Source organism: Streptomyces sp. NPDC004435 (assembly GCF_042873895.1).
GTDB lineage: Bacteria > Actinomycetota > Actinomycetes > Streptomycetales > Streptomycetaceae > Streptomyces.
Genome location: NZ_JBIAMB010000012.1, coordinates 182,156 through 197,365, shown reverse-complemented (window position 1 = coordinate 197,365; position 15,210 = coordinate 182,156). Strand labels below are relative to the sequence as shown.

14 protein-coding genes are annotated in these 15,210 nt (G+C 71.9%); 6 read left to right on the top strand and 8 right to left on the bottom strand.

From position 1 onward, the window contains the following. Window positions 1-70 precede the first annotated feature (70 nt). Entirely contained in the window at window positions 71-1,300 is a 1,230-nt protein-coding gene (locus ACFYT9_RS22865; protein ID WP_389166611.1) for a tyrosine-type recombinase/integrase, read from the top strand. 1,092 nt (window positions 1,301-2,392) lie between these two features. After that, entirely contained in the window at window positions 2,393-3,190 is a 798-nt protein-coding gene (locus tag ACFYT9_RS22860; RefSeq protein ID WP_389166608.1) for a hypothetical protein, read from the top strand. Window positions 3,191-3,199: 9 nt separating this feature from the next. Here ACFYT9_RS22860 and ACFYT9_RS22855 read toward each other — a convergent pair whose 3' ends face one another. The 3 genes from ACFYT9_RS22855 to ACFYT9_RS22845 are packed head-to-tail and all read right to left on the bottom strand — an operon-like array spanning window position 3,200 to window position 6,653. Then, on the bottom strand, window positions 3,200-3,829 hold the full coding sequence (locus ACFYT9_RS22855) for a hypothetical protein (protein ID WP_389166606.1): 630 nt from the start codon (window positions 3,827-3,829) through the stop codon (window positions 3,200-3,202). 2 nt (window positions 3,830-3,831) lie between these two features. After that, on the bottom strand, window positions 3,832-6,135 hold the full coding sequence (locus tag ACFYT9_RS22850; protein ID WP_389166603.1) for a hypothetical protein: 2,304 nt from the start codon (window positions 6,133-6,135) through the stop codon (window positions 3,832-3,834). After that, on the bottom strand, window positions 6,135-6,653 hold the full coding sequence (locus ACFYT9_RS22845) for a hypothetical protein (RefSeq protein WP_387271414.1): 519 nt from the start codon (window positions 6,651-6,653) through the stop codon (window positions 6,135-6,137). Before ACFYT9_RS22845 ends, ACFYT9_RS22850 begins: the two co-directional genes overlap by 1 nt. A 238-nt stretch (window positions 6,654-6,891) precedes the next feature. On the opposite strand from ACFYT9_RS22845, the gene ACFYT9_RS22840 reads away from it, so the two are divergent. From ACFYT9_RS22840 to ACFYT9_RS22830, 3 genes are all read left to right on the top strand, one after another. Further along, window positions 6,892-8,520, top strand: a complete 1,629-nt coding sequence (locus ACFYT9_RS22840) for a penicillin-binding transpeptidase domain-containing protein (protein ID WP_389166600.1) — start codon at window positions 6,892-6,894, stop codon at window positions 8,518-8,520. A gap of 252 nt (window positions 8,521-8,772) precedes the next feature. Then, window positions 8,773-9,273: a YbaK/EbsC family protein gene (locus ACFYT9_RS22835; RefSeq protein WP_376598693.1), complete on the top strand. Its 501-nt coding sequence runs from the start codon at window positions 8,773-8,775 to the stop codon at window positions 9,271-9,273. Next, window positions 9,270-10,115 carry an EamA family transporter gene (locus tag ACFYT9_RS22830; protein ID WP_389166597.1) on the top strand — a complete coding sequence of 282 codons (846 nt, stop codon included), beginning with the start codon at window positions 9,270-9,272 and terminating at the stop codon, window positions 10,113-10,115. The genes ACFYT9_RS22835 and ACFYT9_RS22830 overlap by 4 nt, the downstream gene beginning before the upstream one ends. Window positions 10,116-10,137: 22 nt before the next feature. Here ACFYT9_RS22830 and ACFYT9_RS22825 read toward each other — a convergent pair whose 3' ends face one another. From ACFYT9_RS22825 to ACFYT9_RS22805, 5 genes are read right to left on the bottom strand one after another with little or no spacing between them, the layout of a single operon-like run. After that, window positions 10,138-10,875: an SDR family NAD(P)-dependent oxidoreductase gene (locus ACFYT9_RS22825; RefSeq protein ID WP_376598697.1), complete on the bottom strand. Its 738-nt coding sequence runs from the start codon at window positions 10,873-10,875 to the stop codon at window positions 10,138-10,140. An 8-nt stretch (window positions 10,876-10,883) separates the two neighbouring features. Beyond that, a complete protein-coding gene (locus ACFYT9_RS22820; protein WP_389166593.1) occupies window positions 10,884-12,044 on the bottom strand; it encodes a serine hydrolase domain-containing protein in 1,161 nt (386 codons plus the stop codon). Window positions 12,045-12,086: 42 nt separating this feature from the next. Beyond that, window positions 12,087-12,833: an energy-coupling factor ABC transporter ATP-binding protein gene (locus ACFYT9_RS22815; protein WP_376598700.1), complete on the bottom strand. Its 747-nt coding sequence runs from the start codon at window positions 12,831-12,833 to the stop codon at window positions 12,087-12,089. A gap of 15 nt (window positions 12,834-12,848) precedes the next feature. Then, window positions 12,849-13,610, bottom strand: a complete 762-nt coding sequence (gene cbiQ, locus ACFYT9_RS22810) for a cobalt ECF transporter T component CbiQ (protein ID WP_376598702.1) — start codon at window positions 13,608-13,610, stop codon at window positions 12,849-12,851. A 1-nt stretch (window position 13,611) separates the two neighbouring features. Then, window positions 13,612-14,658 (bottom strand): energy-coupling factor ABC transporter permease, encoded by a 1,047-nt coding sequence (locus ACFYT9_RS22805; protein ID WP_389166589.1) that lies wholly within the window; start codon window positions 14,656-14,658, stop codon window positions 13,612-13,614. A 189-nt stretch (window positions 14,659-14,847) separates the two neighbouring features. On the opposite strand from ACFYT9_RS22805, the gene ACFYT9_RS22800 reads away from it, so the two are divergent. Then, window positions 14,848-15,192 (top strand): SsgA family sporulation/cell division regulator, encoded by a 345-nt coding sequence (locus ACFYT9_RS22800; RefSeq protein WP_376598706.1) that lies wholly within the window; start codon window positions 14,848-14,850, stop codon window positions 15,190-15,192. The last annotated feature ends 18 nt before the right edge of the window (window positions 15,193-15,210 follow it).

Below are 15,210 nucleotides of genomic sequence, written 5' to 3'. Positions count from 1 at the left end.
CGGCCCGTGCCACCCCGATCGTGAGGCGGCACGGGCCTTTCCCGTACGCCGAAAGGAACCACACTCACCCATGGCCGGCCACGTCCAGGACCGCTGGTACAAGACCGAGACCGACGCCGACGGAAAGGAACGCCGGGTCAAGTCCGACCGCTACGGCACGGGCCTGCGCTACAGGGCCCGCTACGTCGGTCCCGACGGCACCGAGAAGTCCAAGAGCTTCCCCGACAGGCAGAAGCGCCTCGCCGAGAAGTGGCTCAACGAGACGGCCGCCGACATGGCCCGGGGGCAGTACACCGACCCCCGCGCCGCCCGGATCACCTTCCGGCAGTTCGCGGAGAAGTGGGTCGCGACGCACACGACCGAGGTGAACAGCCGCGAGGCGGCGGAGCGTCGGCTGCGACTGCACGCGTACCCGTACATCGGGACCCGGCCGCTCGTGTCGTTCCAGCCGGGGCACATCCGGACGTGGCTCGGTGAGCTGGAGACGAACGTGCCGGCCGCCTCGCACCGCCGGATCATCTTCGGCACCGTCTCGGCAGCGTTCAGCGCCGCCCTGGACGACGGCGTCATCTCCAAGAACCCGTGCAAGGCACGGTCGGTCCAGGTTCCGAAGGGGGCCCCTACCCGGATCGCTCCCTGGACCGTGGACCAGGTGTTCGCCGTCCGGGCGGCTCTGCCGGAGTTCCTGCGAACGTCGGTCGACGTGGCCGGCGGGTGCGGGCTGCGCCAGGGGGAGGTGTTCGGGCTCTCCGAGGATGAGGTGGACCACGAGGGCGGATGGCTCTCCGTGAGCCACCAGCTCAAGCGCATCCGAGGGAAGTTTGTCTTCGCTCCCCCGAAGGGCGGCAAGGTCCGCGACGTTCCCCTGCCTCCGTCCGTGTCCGCCGCCATCAAGGCGCACTCGGAGAAGCACCCGCCGGTCACCATCACGCTCCCCTGGCGCACCCCGGACGGTCCGCCCGTGACCAAGTCGCTCGTCTTCTCCGGGTCGGGAGGCGACCACGTCCGCGTGAGCTACTTCAACGACTTCATGTGGAAGCCCGCACTTGCAGCCGCGGGCATCATCCCGGAGCCGAAGGACGGCGAACGGCACGCGTCCGCCCCGGAGCATGGCATGCACGCCCTGAGGCACTTCTACGCCTCCGTGCTCCTGGACGCCGGCGAGAACATCCGGGCCCTGAGTCAGTACTTGGGTCACGCCGACCCCGGGTTCACGCTCCGGACGTACACCCACCTCATGCCGAGCAGCGAGGGCCGCACCCGGAAGGCGATCGAATGCCTCTACCATCCAACTCGCTGATAGCGCATCGCCGCCTCTCTTCAACTGGGCAGTAAGGAGGAGTGGCCTCGATACGCCAGGATTCGCTACCCCCTTCAAAGCTCCTACCTGCGGTTTTCATTTTTTCCGCCCTGGCGTAGCCATGGGGCGCTATGGTTTTTGCGCCACGGTTAAATCATGACAAGAGGCCCATTTCCCTCTCGGTCAATGACTGACGCTTGATGAACCGGATGAACTGCGGTTACCTCGTCCTGCAGCGGCTCCGTTTCGTCGCACTCGGGGCCTCTGCCGCCCTGTACGCACGTCGGGCCTGACTACGGGATGCCGCCCATAGCCAGGCCCGTGCGCGGGGTAGCGTGGGCCTGGCCGAGTACTCGTCGGCCGGGCCCACTCAATGCCCGACCAGCCGTCCAGTCCCTGCTGCGTCACATGAAACGCTCGACGCATCCCGCAATGGCAGTGATCGCAGTTAGAGCCAGTACCGCCAGTTCAGCCCAGCCTCGTAACTGAGCACTGCGGCAGGACTTCCTCTTGCTCGATCGCCCCATCAGGTCAGGCTCCTCTCTCAATCGCCCAAACAACGTTGGGCCCTGTCACCACGACAGGTGCTCTTGGAGAGAGAGCAGCAGACTCTTGCAACCTACCGCTGCGTCAGATCACTTCAGAGCGCGAGCGCTGGTTCGCCACGATTCGCCACACCCCGCTTTCGGAAGAGCCACCTCTCACCGGTACGCAGCGCGTGTGCGGCACCTCACCCCACCCCCGTTCAGCAGAAGAGTTACACCTCCACACGGCCCAGGGACGGCCCACAGAGGCCAGGTAGCTGCCTGAAGGGGGCGAAGGCACTGGTCAGGGCCGTGCGGGCCGTGACCCGCGAGGCTTCATCTACTTCTGGCCGATCTACACGGCGACACCGATCCCGATGGACCAGTGGCGGGCCAGGATGTGGCTCGACACCTGGATCTAGCTGCCGAGACACCCCGAGAGGGCCCGACCGACGGTCGGGCCCTCTCGACCGTTGAAGAGCCTTTCAGAGGGGTGCGGTGCCCACCCGGTCGCCCGTCCCTGAACAACCCCACGCCTGAAAGCCGTCCCCCCCTACTATCAACGCCCATGTCCACCACCACCTCACCGATACCCGTCCTCCGGGGCCGCGCCGGTACCACCCTCCAGGCTCAGGACGACGTCCTCGTCCTGAGCCGGCGGCGCGAGGAGAAGCGGATCCCGCTCCAGGCCGTCCGCCGGGTCGGCGCCGAGGGCCGGGCCCTTGCCGTGGAGCTGACCGCCCCGGCCGGGACGACCCCGGTCACGTACGAGGTCCGGGGCGTGAGCGAGGTGGCGGCCACGGCGTTCGCCGACGCCGTCACCGCGCTCCTGCCGGAGGAGCGGGCGGCCGACGGCGCGGCCCTCGTCACCGACGGCGCGCCGGCGGGGTCCGATGACGACTGGTACACGCGCGCGTTCAGGCTCACGGCGTGGGTCACCGGCCTGGTGGCGGCCGGGGTGGCCGTACCCCTGGGCATCGTGGAGTCGGTGAGCCGCGCGGTCGCGTTCCTGGTGTTCACCCCCATCGCCGTGGGCATCGCCGCGTTCGGGGTCGCGGCCCTGTCCATGCAGTACCGCGAGTGGACCTACCCCCGGTACGGCATCACCGTCGAGGCGGTGCGCCGCGGGCCCAAGGACTACGCCTACACCGACCTGCACGGCGTGGTCCGCGGCGCGTACGTCTCCGGCAGCGCGCCGACCGTCAAGGTCGCCTACCACCCGAGGAACCCCGCCGACCCGGTCCAGGCGAAATCGTGGATCGCCAAGGCGACGGGCACGCTCGGCCTCCTGGCCGTCGTCGCCGTCGGTCTCGCTTTCCTGGCCCTCACCGTCTCCATGGCCGTCGACGGCTTCCGACGCGCCTGATCCCCTCTCCTACCGGCGGGGGGTGTCCGCCGGGAGCGGGCAGCGGGCGCCGGTGTGGGCCTGCTGGGCGGCGATCTCGGTGAGACGGCGGAGGTCGTCGAGGCGGTCGGCGGGGGCGGGGGCCGGCAGCAGGACGGAGGTGCTCAGTCCAATGTCCTGGGGCTCGCTCAGGCACGCGGAGAACACCGCTCCGACCCTCAGGATCTCCGGAGTGGTGGTGAAGGCCCAGCGTCCGGCGTCGAAGGCCGTCGGCTTCCGCCCGTTGGTCTCGCTGCGCACCTCCTCCTGCCACGCCTCCTCGCTGCTCCAGGAGGCCATCTCCGTGCGCACCAGGAGCAGGCGACGGCCGTCGCCGCTGACGGAGCAGCTCGACGTGCTGCGCAGATCGGGGTCGCCGACGGCTCGGAGGGGGATTTCGTCCCGTGAGAACCGGTACTCCGCGGCGTACGGCAGCAGTCGGTTCAGGAGGTCGGCGGCCTCCTGCGACTCCCCGAACGACGGGCAGAGGTCGGCCGCCTCGATCGTCCCCTTCGGCTTCTTGAAGGGCGGGGTGTTCGTGGCGTAGCTGATCGCCGCCCAGGCGGCGACCAGCACCAGGCACACCGCGAGCGCGAGGGTGCCGCGCTTTCTCGACGTCATGCTCACTTGTCCTTCTCCAGCGCGTTCGGGACGCCCACGCCCTCGCAGTAGTCGCGGATGTTGGTGTGGGCGGAGGTGAAGCCCGCTTCGGTCTGTCCCGCGATCGAGGACACCACGCTCGGGTAGGAGACCCCGGTCTTCTTCTCCGACTCCTGGGCGGCCTTCTCCACGAGGGCGAAGGTCGACTCGCGGGTCGCGTTGATCTCCTCGCCGTTGCGGTAGATGACCTCGCCCGAGCTGTCCTTCATGAGGCCCTCGGTGAGGCTGCCGATGATCTCGCCCGCCACCGTCTCCGCCGCGCCGCCGGCGATGACCGCGCCCGGGCCGACGGCCGAGGCCGTGGCGGCGCCGACGCCGATGCCGACGAGGGACTCTCCGAGTTCGCCGGCCTTCGTGATGGCGTCGTTGAACTCGGCGTCCTTGTTGCCCGCGTCCAGCTCCGCCGCGTACGCGCGGCCCGCTCCCAGCATGCCCTGGATCTCGCCGGCGTTGTGCGCGACGGCGCTGGTGGCCTTCTCCAGGTTCTGCGCGGGGGTGTTCCCCTTCTCGTCCACGAACGCGTCGGGGTGGGCGAAGTGGTACTCCAGCATCCCCGCGGTGTAGGCGTGCTGGCCGACGCTGACGGCCGCGTACCCCTCGGGGTTCTGGCCCACGGTGTACAGGAAGCGGGTGAGGTCCTGCTCGTTGAGGGGCGCGGTCGCTCCCGCGATCGGGTAGAGCTTCTCCTCGCCGGCGTCGCCCGCCCGCAGACCGCGGTGGATGTCCGCCATGTACTCCGCGGAGATCTGCCCCATGCTGTCCGACATGAAGCTGTTGTCGGTGAGGCGGGAGGGGACCTCGGAGACGGACTTGACGATCTCGCCGTAGAGCTTGGCCTGGTCCTCGGTGTGGACGGCGGTCGCCGAGGTCGGGAGTTCGCCGGCCGGGTGGCCCGTCGTGGCCGCTTCCAGGGCCGCGGCGAGGTAGTTCTTGCCGGAGATGCTGTCCTCGCCCTCCGAGTCCTGGTCCTGCATCCACTCCCGCTCCTCGAAGAGGTACTGGAAGTTGGAGAGGCCGATGTGGCCCTTGTTGCCGTCGCCGTCGGTGTCGCGCTTGAAGGGGTTGTTCTCGGTGTCCTTGGCGATGAACTCCTGGGAGAAGAACGCGGTGGCGGCGTCCGGGCTGTTGGAGAGGGCCTTCATGTAGCCGGTCATCGGGTCGAAGCCGAAGTCGGTGCCGGTGGAGTTCAGGTGGGGCCAGAGGCCGCCGCCGTTGTAGCCCCAGATCTGCTCCGGGCGGCGGCCCTCGCGTACGCCCTCCTGCTCGTGGGAGAGCATGTTGCGGCCGTAGCTGCCGAGGAACTCGTCCTCGAAGTCGCCCGCGCGCATGAGGTTGCTCATCACGACGTAGCCGGAGATGCCGTTGCCGGGGCCGATCGGCTTCTCCACGGCCTGGAGCATGTCGAACTTCCAGCGCGACATGTCGGGGCTCGCGCTCTGCGTGGCGTTGGCGAGGGTGAGGCTCAGCTGCTGCTGGAGGTCCTTGTAGCGGTCGAGGCGCTTGCCGTCGGCGGGCTGGTCCCGGCTGTTCGCGTCGTTGAGGCCGGCCCAGAAGTCGAGGGTGCCCTGGGCGCCGAGCTTGTGGGCGAAGGTGGAGGAGAAGAGGTCGTCGCCGTGGTACTTGGTGAGGCCGGCGAGCAGCGTGTCGAACTCGGCCGCCGTCAGCTTGCTCGGGTCCTTCTTCGCCAGGGCCGCGAGGTTCTCGGCGGTCCTCATCGCCTCGGCGGCCTGGTCCCGGTCGGCGTACTTCGCGTCGCCGAAGCCCTTGTCGGCCTGGTCGACCAAGGCGCGCAGGACCTTGGCGGCGGAGCTGTCGCTCTCGCGGGCGGCGGAGATGATCCGGTCGATCTGGTCGCGCACCCCGTCGACGGTGCTCTGCTTGACGTCCTTGCCCGCGTCACCGTCCATGGCCTTGGCCATGAAGTTCTTCCCGGAGGGGACGACGGAGACCATCTGGAGCCGGGCGGTGGCGATGGCCCCCTCCAGGTCGGTCTTGGCCTTCTTCAGCTCGCCGATGGTGTCGCGGAGGATGTTGCGGATGGAGGTGGCCTGGGTGTGCGCGTCGGCGAACTCGCCGGCGGTCTTGTCGATGAACCTCCGCCCGACCTGCGAGTTCACGCCCTGCCAGTCGGCCTTGGCGGCGGCGCCCTTCAGGCCCTGGCTGGCGTCCTTCTCCAGCTTCTCCAGGTTGGTGACCTGGGTGTTCCAGTCGGTCAGCGCCGCGTCGAGCGTGCCGAACTTGGCGTGCAGCAGGGTGTCGAAGTCCATCACTCGCCGTCCTTCTTGTCGCCCTTGTCTTCCTTCTCGCCGTACACCTTGTTCGGCTTGCCGGGCTCGGACGCCCGCTCGTCGAAGCCGGCGTCGAGCGTGGCGATGCTGCTCATGCGGCGCTGGATGAAGGTCTCGTCGCCGGCGTGGGCGTTCTTCGTGTAGTCCATGTGGTTCGAGATGTGGGCGCAGGCGTCCATGAGGTCCGCCACCGCGGAGTCCCACTTGACGGAGACGTGGCTGAGCGCGCCGCCCAGCTCGAAGCCCTGGCCGGAGAGGTCGGAGGCGGCGGAGTCGGTGGTGGTCTCGGCGACCCGGGCCTCGCGCCACAGCCGGTGGTGGAGCCCGAAGGCGTGGTCGCCGATCTTGGCGAGGTGCTCGTTGACGACCTTGAGGTCGCCCTGGCTGTTGGTCGACTCCCTCTTGCCGTCCTGCTCGTCCGGCACGCCGTTCAGCCGCATCCGGGCCGAGGAGGCCCCGGCCTCCGCCTTGAGCTGGTTCCATTCGTCCCACGCCATGGTGACTCCTCCCATTCGCCCCGCCGGACCGTCGATGCGGTAGCAACGCTGGACGGCATCCTAGGGACGGAGACACTCGGCGCCACAGCCGGGACCAGGGTTCGGACGCCTTCACAGATCCTTCGCAAGGGAGAATTCCGTTTGCGGTGGAGATGACAGATGTGACCTGATCCTGCTCGACCGGTGTCAGTGGCGGCTGCTTGACTCGATGGTCCACAAGGGGAGGGGAACCCACATCATGCGCAGTGGAGCCAAGGTCGGAATCGTCGGAGGAGTGTTCCTCGTCGTCGCCGGCGGGGTGGGGTACGGGGGGTACAACCTCTGGAACGGCGTCACCGGCGGGGCGACGGACGTCGGGACGCGGTCGGCGCCGCGGACCGGACCACTGACGGAGGAGGAGGTCACCGCGACCGCCGGGGAGTTCCTCGCGGCCTGGGCGGCGGGGGAGGCCGACCGGGCCGGTCAGCTGACGAACGATCCGGTGACGGCGGGCCCGGCGATCGCCGCGTACCGCGAGGGGGGCGGGGTCTCCGAGGCGGTGATCACGGCCGGGACGCCGACCGGGACGACGGTGCCGTTCACGGTGAAGGCGACGGTCACGTACGACGGGGTGTCGAAGCCGTGGACGTACCGGTCGAATCTGGGCGTCGTCCGCGGCGAGTCCACCGGCCGGCCGCTGGTGCGGTGGACGCCCACCGTGCTGCACCCGAAGCTGACGGCCGGCGCCACGCTGCGGACCGGTACGGCGAAGGTCCCGGCGGTGCGGGCGCTCGACCACAAGGGCGTCGCGCTGCCGGCCGAGAAGTACCCGTCGCTGGTGCCCGTCCTGGACGCGCTGCGGCAGCGGTACGGCGCCGAGGCCGGCGGGAAGCCCGGGGTCGAGACCTGGATCGAGGACGCGAACGGCAACCCGAGCAGCACGCTCCTCGTGCTGGCCGCCGGGAAGCCGGGTGAGCTGCGGACGACGATCGACGCGGGCGTGCAGGCGGCGGCCGAGAAGGCGGTGAAGCGGTTCCCGAAGACGGCCGTCGCCGCCGTCGAGCCGTCGACGGGCGCGATCCGGGCGGTCGCCAACAACCCGGCCTCGGGCTTCAACACCGCCTTCCAGGGCGAGCAGGCCCCCGGCTCCACGATGAAGATCGTGACGGCGGCGATGATGATGCGGTACGGGGTGGCCCGGCCGGGGACGCCGGTGGAGTGCCCGCCGGACGTGCGGTGGGAGGAGCAGACCTTCCAGAACCTCGAACGCTTCACCACCAGAGGCGACCTGACCAACGCGTTCGCCATGTCCTGCAACACCGCCTTCATCAAGGCGATCACCCCGCTCCAGGCCAAGGGCGTCCACAACACCGCCCTCGGTGACACCGCCCGCAAGTGGTTCGGCATCGGCGAGGTGTGGTCCGTCGGCACGCAGACCACCGATGGGTCCGTGCCGGAGTCCGCCGGGTCCGAGACGGCGGCCTCCTACATCGGCCAGGGCAGGATCACCATGAACGCGCTCAACATGGCGTCGGTCTCGGCGACGGTGAAGGACGGCCGCTTCCGCCAGCCGTACCTGATCCCCCGGGACGTGGACGGGCGGGAGTTCGCCGAGGCCGAGCCGCTGCCGGGCGAGGTCGCGGACGGGCTGCGGAAGATGATGCGCGCGGCGGCCACCGCCTCGAACGGCACCGCGCTGGAGTCGATGGCCGGCGTGCCGTATCCGAAGGGCGCGAAGACGGGCTCGGCGGAGGTCGACGGCCAGGACTCCAACAGCTGGTTCACCGGCTACTCCGGCGACCTCGCCGCCGCGGCCGTCGTCCAGGCCGGCGGCCACGGCGGCGAGGCGGCCGGACCGGTGGTGGCGGAGGTCCTGAAGGCGGACTGAGCCGGGGGCGGGGCCGAGCTGGGGGCTGGGCTGGGGACGGAGGTTCGAGGACGGTCGGTGCCGGCGGAGGTACGGGCCTGGCCCGAGGGCGGGAGTACGGGGGACCAGCCTGACGGCGGAGGTACAGGGCCGAGCCTGACAGCGGAGGTACGGGCCCGACCCGACGGCGGGGGTCCGGGGCCGGCCCGAGGGCGGGGGTCCGAGGACCGAAACGCGTCGCGTGGCGCGTACACCCACCGCTACCGTGCGGGCATGACGACCGACGCCGGCTCCGCCGCCCACCCCCAGTTCGCCGCCGCCCTCGCCGAGTTGGGCCTCGATGTCGAGGTCCGCCGCTTCCCGGACGAGACGCGCACCGCCCAGCAGGCCGCCGACGCCATCGGCTGCCGGGTCTCCGAGATCGTGAAGTCGCTGATCTTCGCCGCCGACGGCGTCCCGGTGCTCGTCCTCATGGACGGGGCCTCGCGGGTGGACGTCGAGCGGGTGCGGGAGGCGCTGGGCGCCGGGGAGGTCACGCGGGCGGACGCGCGCGTGGTGCGGGAGACGACCGGGTACGCGATCGGCGGCGTACCGCCCTTCGGGCACCGCACCCGGACCCGCGTGCTGGCCGACGAGGGCCTGCTCGACCACGCCCTGGTGTGGGCGGCGGCCGGCACCCCGCACTCCGTGTTCGCGCTGCCCCCGAAGGAGCTGATCGCCCACGCGGGCGCGACCCTCGCGGACGTGAGCGAGCGACGCGAGCGCACGGCGTGACGCCGCTGGTCGCGTGCGTGGTGCTGCTCGCGGCGGTCGCGCACGCGTCGTGGAACGCCCTCGCCCACCACATCCGCGACCAGTTGCTCTCCTTCACGCTCATCGCGGGCGGCGGGGCGCTGATCGGCCTGGCCATCGTGCCCTTCGTCCCCGTCCCCGCCGCCGGGGCGTGGCCGTACCTGCTCGCCTCGGCGGCCCTGCACGTCGCGTACTACGCGCTGCTGATGAAGTCCTTCACCCTGGGGGACTTCGGGCAGATGTACCCGATCGCGCGCGGTACGGCCCCGCTGGTGGTGACGCTGCTCGCGGCCGTCTTCCTCCACGAGGTGCCGGACGCCTGGCAGCTCCTCGGCGTGGCCGTCGCCTGCGCGGGCCTGACGGGTCTCGCCCTGTGGGGCGTCCGCGGGAAGGGCGCGCACCGGCCGGCGCTGCTCGCCGCGCTCGCCACCGGCCTCGCCATCGCGCTGTACACGGTCGTCGACGGCGTCGGCGTCCGCGCCTCCGGCACCACGCTCGGCTACATCACCTGGCTGATGCTCCTGCAGGGCCTGGTCGTCCCGGCGTACGCCCTGGCCGTCCGCCGCCGCGCGCTCCTCCCCGCGCTCCGCCCGCACGCGGCGCGCGGCCTGCTCGGCGCGGCGCTCTCGGTCGCCGCCTACGCCCTCGTCCTGTGGGCGCAGACGCGGGCGCCCCTCGCTCCCGTCGCCGCGCTGCGCGAGTCCTCGATCATCGTCGGCGCGGCCATCGGCGCCCTGTTCTTCAAGGAGCGCTTCGGCGGGCCGAGGATCGCCGCGGCCGGTCTGATGGTGGCGGGCATCGGCCTGATGCTGCACGTCACCTGAGCGACCGTCGGCCGCCTGCCGCTCAGCCGTCGCCCAGGATCTCGCGGAAGTGCCGGTTGACGGCGAGGAGGCCGCCGTCGACGCGGAGCGTGGTGCCGGTGATCCAGGCCGCGTCGGCGGAGGCCAGGAAGGCGACGGCGGCGGCGACGTCCTCGGGGGTGCCCACCCGGCCCAGCGGGTATGCGCGGGCGCCCAGTTCGGCCAGGGGCGCCTCGCGGCCCGCCCAGGAGGGGGTGTCGATGGTGCCGGGGTTGATCTGGTTGACGCGGACGCCCAGGGGCGCGGCCTCGCCGGCGAGGGTGCGGGTGAAGGAGCCGAGGGCGGCCTTCGCGGCGCTGTAGGCGTGGTCGCCGAAGTCCGTCTCCGCGTTGACGGAGCCGATGGTGACGATCGCGCCGGCGGTGGCGGCCAGGTGCGGAAGGGCGGCGCGGGAGCAGTGGACGGCGCCGAGGAGGGTGCCGTCGAGCTGGCGGCGCCAGTTCTCGTCGGGGTCGTCGGTGAAGGGGACGAAGGCGTTGTTGACGAGGGCGTGGAGGGCGGGGAGTCCGCCGATCAGGCGGTCGATCGCCGCGCGGTCGGTGATGTCCAGGCGCAGCGCCGTGGCGTGCGGGAGGTCCGCCGCCACCGTGCGGGCCGCCTCCTCGTCGATGTCGGTGACGAGGACCCGCGCCCCCTCTGCGGCGAGTCGGCGGGCGGTCGCCGCGCCGATGCCGCTGCCCGCGCCGGTGATCAGTGCCGTGCGTCCCTCGAAACGGTTCATGCCGCCTATCAGAGCAGGGACTTGACCGCCCTCACCAGGGCCTGGGCCCGGGGATCGGAGGTGACGGTCTTCCGCATGCCGTTGGTGACGTAGCCGAAGGCGGTGCCGGAGTCGGGGTCGGCGAAGGCGAGGGAGCCGCCTCGGCCGGGGTGGCCGAAGGAGGTGGGGCCGAGGAGGGGGGAGGCGGGGCCGTGGAGCATGTGGCCGAGGCCGAAGCGGGTGGAGACGAGCAGGACCCGGTCGGGGCCCGCGGACTCCTCGGTGCGGGCCAGGGCCAGGGTCGCGGGGGCGAAGAGGCGGGGGGCGCCGTCGGCGAGGGGGCCGAGGGTGGCGGCGTAGAAGCGGGAGAGGGCGCGGGCGGTGGCGACGCCGGCCGAGCCGGGGAGTTCGGCGGCGCGGTAGGCCGGGTCGTTCTCGTCGGGCTTGGGGGTGATGACCTCGAAGGCGCGGCGGGTGAGGGAGGCGGGGTCCTGCCACGCCTCCGTGACCGAGCGCTTGGGGCGCAGGCGCAGGGCTCCGGTGTCCTCGGGGGCCTCGACCGGGGCGAGGCGGCCGACCCGGTGTGCCTCCGTCTCGGGGAGGCCGATCCAGAGGTCCAGGTCCAGCGGGGCGGCTATCTCCTCCGCGACCCAGCGGCCGATGGTGCGGCCGGTGACGCGGTGGACGAGGCCGGAGAGGAGCCAGCTGAAGGTGTGGGCGTGGTAGCCGTGGGCGGTGCCGGGCTCCCAGACGGGCGCCTGGGCGGCGACGGCCGCGGTGGACGCCTCGGGGTCGAGGGCCTCGGCGAGGGTGAGGGGGCGGTCGAGGACGGGGACGCCGGCCTGGTGGGCGAGGAGCTGCCGTACCGACACCCGGTCCTTGCCGGCCGCCTTGAACTCGGGCCAGTACGTGGCGACCGGGGCGTCCAGGTCGATCCGGCCGCGCTGGTGAAGGAGGAGCGGGACGGCGGCGGCGACGCCCTTGGTGGCGGAGCGGACCACCTGCGCGGTGCCTTCCTCCCAGGGGTCCGTGCCGTCGGCGTCCTTGGTGCCCGCCCACAGGTCGACGACCTTCGCGCCGTCGTGGTGGACGGCGACCGCCGCGCCCTTCTCCCCGCGCTCCTCGAAGTTGCGGCGGAACGCGTCCGCGACCGGCTCCCAGCCCGGTGCCACCGTGCCCTGGACGTCCACCCGACCCACCTTCACCCTTTCGTACGAACGGGTCCCATGGTCTCAGGCGACGGAACCCGGAACGAAACCGAAGGGCAGTTCGAGCCGGTGGCGGGCCATGAGCTCCTCGTCGGAGAGGAGCTCGCGGGTCGGGCCGTCCGCGGCGATCACGCCCTCGCTGAGGATCAGCGCGCGCGGGCAGAGCTCCAGGGCGTACGGCAGGTCGTGGGTGACCATGAGGACGGTGACGTCGAGGGAGCGCAGCACGTCGGCGAGCTCGCGGCGGGAGGCCGGGTCCAGGTTGGAGGACGGCTCGTCGAGGACGAGGATCTCGGGCTCGGTGGCGAGGACGGTGGCGACGGCGACCCGGCGCCGCTGGCCGAAGGAGAGGTGGTGCGGGGGCCGGTCCGCGTACGCGGTCATGCCGACCCGCTCCAGAGCCCGCTCCACGACCGCGTCCAGGGCGGCGCCGCGCAGCCCGGCCGCGGCCGGGCCGAAGGCGACGTCCTCGCGGACGGTCGGCATGAAGAGCTGGTCGTCGGGGTCCTGGAAGACGATGCCGACCTTCCGCCGGATCTCCGCCATGTGCTTCTTGCCGACGGGGAGCCCGGCGACGGTGACGCTGCCCGCGCCGGCGGCGAGGATGCCGTTGAGGTGGAGGACGAGGGTGGTCTTGCCCGCGCCGTTGGGCCCGAGGAGGGCGACCCGCTCGCCGCGTCCGAGGGTGAGGTTCACGCCGAAGAGGGCCTGGTGGCCGTCGGGGTAGGCGTAGGCGAGTCCGCGGACGTCGAGGGAGGGGGTGCTGGTCATGGTGGTCGTCCCGGTTCAGCCCAGGAGGGCGAGGAGGCAGAGCGGAAGGGCGGCCAGCGGGAGCGCCAGGGCCGTCGTCCACTGGGCGCGGGTGGTGGGGCGCTCGTCGAGGAGCGGCATGGTGCCGGTGTAGCCGCGGCTGATCATGGCGAGGTGGACGCGTTCGCCGCGCTCGTACGAGCGGATGAAGAGCGCGCCGGCGGTCTTGGCGAGGACGCCCCAGTGGCGGACCCCGCGCGCCTCGAAGCCGCGGGAGCGGCGGGCGATGGACATGCGGCGCAGCTCGTCGGTGATGACGTCGCCGTACCGGATCATGAAGGAGGCGATCTGGACGAGCAGTGACGGCAGGCCGAGGCGCTGGAGGCCGAGGACCAGGGCGCGGAGTTCGGTGGTGGCGGCGAGGAGCACGGAGGCGGCGACGCCGAGGGTGCCCTTGGCGAGGATGTTCCAGGCGCCCCACAGGCCGGGGACGCTGACGGAGACGCCGAGGAGTTCGGTCTGCTCGCCGGGGACCACGAAGGGCATGAGCAGGGCGAAGCCGACGAAGGGCAGCTCGATGGCGAGCCGCCGGAGCAGGAAGCCGGCGGGGACGCGGGCGAGCGCGGCGACGGCGCCGATCAGGGCCGCGTAGCCGGCGAAGGCCCAGACGGCCTCGCGCGGGGTGGTGACGACGACCAGGACGAAGCCGAGGACGGCGGCGAGCTTGGTGTGCGGGGGCAGGCGGTGCACCGGCGAGTCGCCCCGCCGGTACAGGGTGTGCGCGTGCCCCGCTCCCATGTCAGACCTGGGCGCCGGTGTCGGCCGCCTGCCTGCGGCGGCGGACGGCCCAGAAGGCGCCGGTGCCGACGGCGAGGGTGAGGCCGACGCCGATCACTCCGGCGAGGCCGCCGGAGAGGCGCTTGATCCCGATGCCGTCGAGCTCGTAGTCGGCGAGCGGGGAGTCGGCGGTGGCGTGCTCGTACTCCTCCGCCTTGGCGTCGATGCCCTGGTCGGCGGCGACCTTCTCCAGTCCGTCGGGGCTCTGGGAGGCGTAGAAGGAGACGACGCCGGCGAGGACGAGGGCGGTGACGACGCCGCCGATCCACACCTTCCTCGGGGAGCCCGGCGCGGTGGCGGGCGCGTCCTCGGCCGGGGCCGCGTCGACCAGCTCGCCGTCGACGCGGAGCTTCAGCGGGGCGGTGAGGCCGCGGGCGCCGTACACGAGGTCGGGGCGGACGGCGAGGACGGCGCCGACGGTGAGGGCGGTGATGGCGGCCTCGCCGATGCCGATGAGGACGTGGACGCCGAGCATGGCGGTGAGGACCTTGCCGATCGGCACGTGGGTGGTGCCGCCGACGGCGTAGAGCAGGGTGAAGGCGGCGGCCGAGGCCGGTACGGAGACGAGCGCCGCGACGAAGGCCGCGGCGGTGACGCCGCCGCGGGTGCGGGGCAGCACGGTCCGCAGGCCGTGGAAGAGGAAGTGGGCGACGACGACGGTCACCACGCCCATGACGACGATGTTGACGCCGAGGGCGGTGAGGCCGCCGTCGGCGAAGAGGACGCCCTGCATGAGCAGGACGACGGCTATGCAGAGGACGCCGGTCCAGGGTCCGACGAGGATCGCGGCGAGCGCGCCGCCGAGGAGGTGGCCGCTGGTGCCCGCGGCGACCGGGAAGTTCAGCATCTGGACGGCGAAGACGAAGGCGGCGACGAGACCGGCGAGGGGCGCGGCCTTCTCGCCGAGTTCCTTGCGCGCGCCGCGCAGGCTCAGGGCGACGGCGCCCGCGGCGGCGACACCGGCGACGGCCGACACGGGGGCGTTGATGAATCCGTCAGGTACATGCACGACCCGAATGATGAGCGCTCCTGCAAATGACTCGCAAGAGCGCCCACATCACAAGATGGGTAGGAGCGGGAGCGGGGGGCAGGCGTGTGAGGGCGGACACTGTCCGTCCGTTTCGGGAGTGACCACGCTCCCATGGGGGAAGAATGCGACATTGAGTAGCAAATCGCAGCCCTACGTGAGGAGCCGTCGATGCCCGCCGTCGAGGACCGCGCCCGAGGCCGTCTGATCGGCGACGCCCCGGTCGCCCGGGCCGTACCCGTGACCCTCCGCTACGACCCCGGCTTCTCCCCCGCGACCGTCCGCTTCGTCCTCCCCGGCGGGGTCGAGTGGTCCTTCCCCCGCGCCCTCCTGGAGGACGGGCTGCGGGATCCCGCGCACCGCGGCGACATAGCGGTCTGGCCGTGCGGGCGGGTGCAGACGGTGGTGGAGTTCCACGGCCGGGACGAGGTCGCGGTCGTCCAGTTCGACACCGTCGCCCTGAACCGCTTCCTGGAGCACACGTACGCCGTCGGCACGTCGCTGACGACGCGCTGACGGCGTACGGCCGCGTCG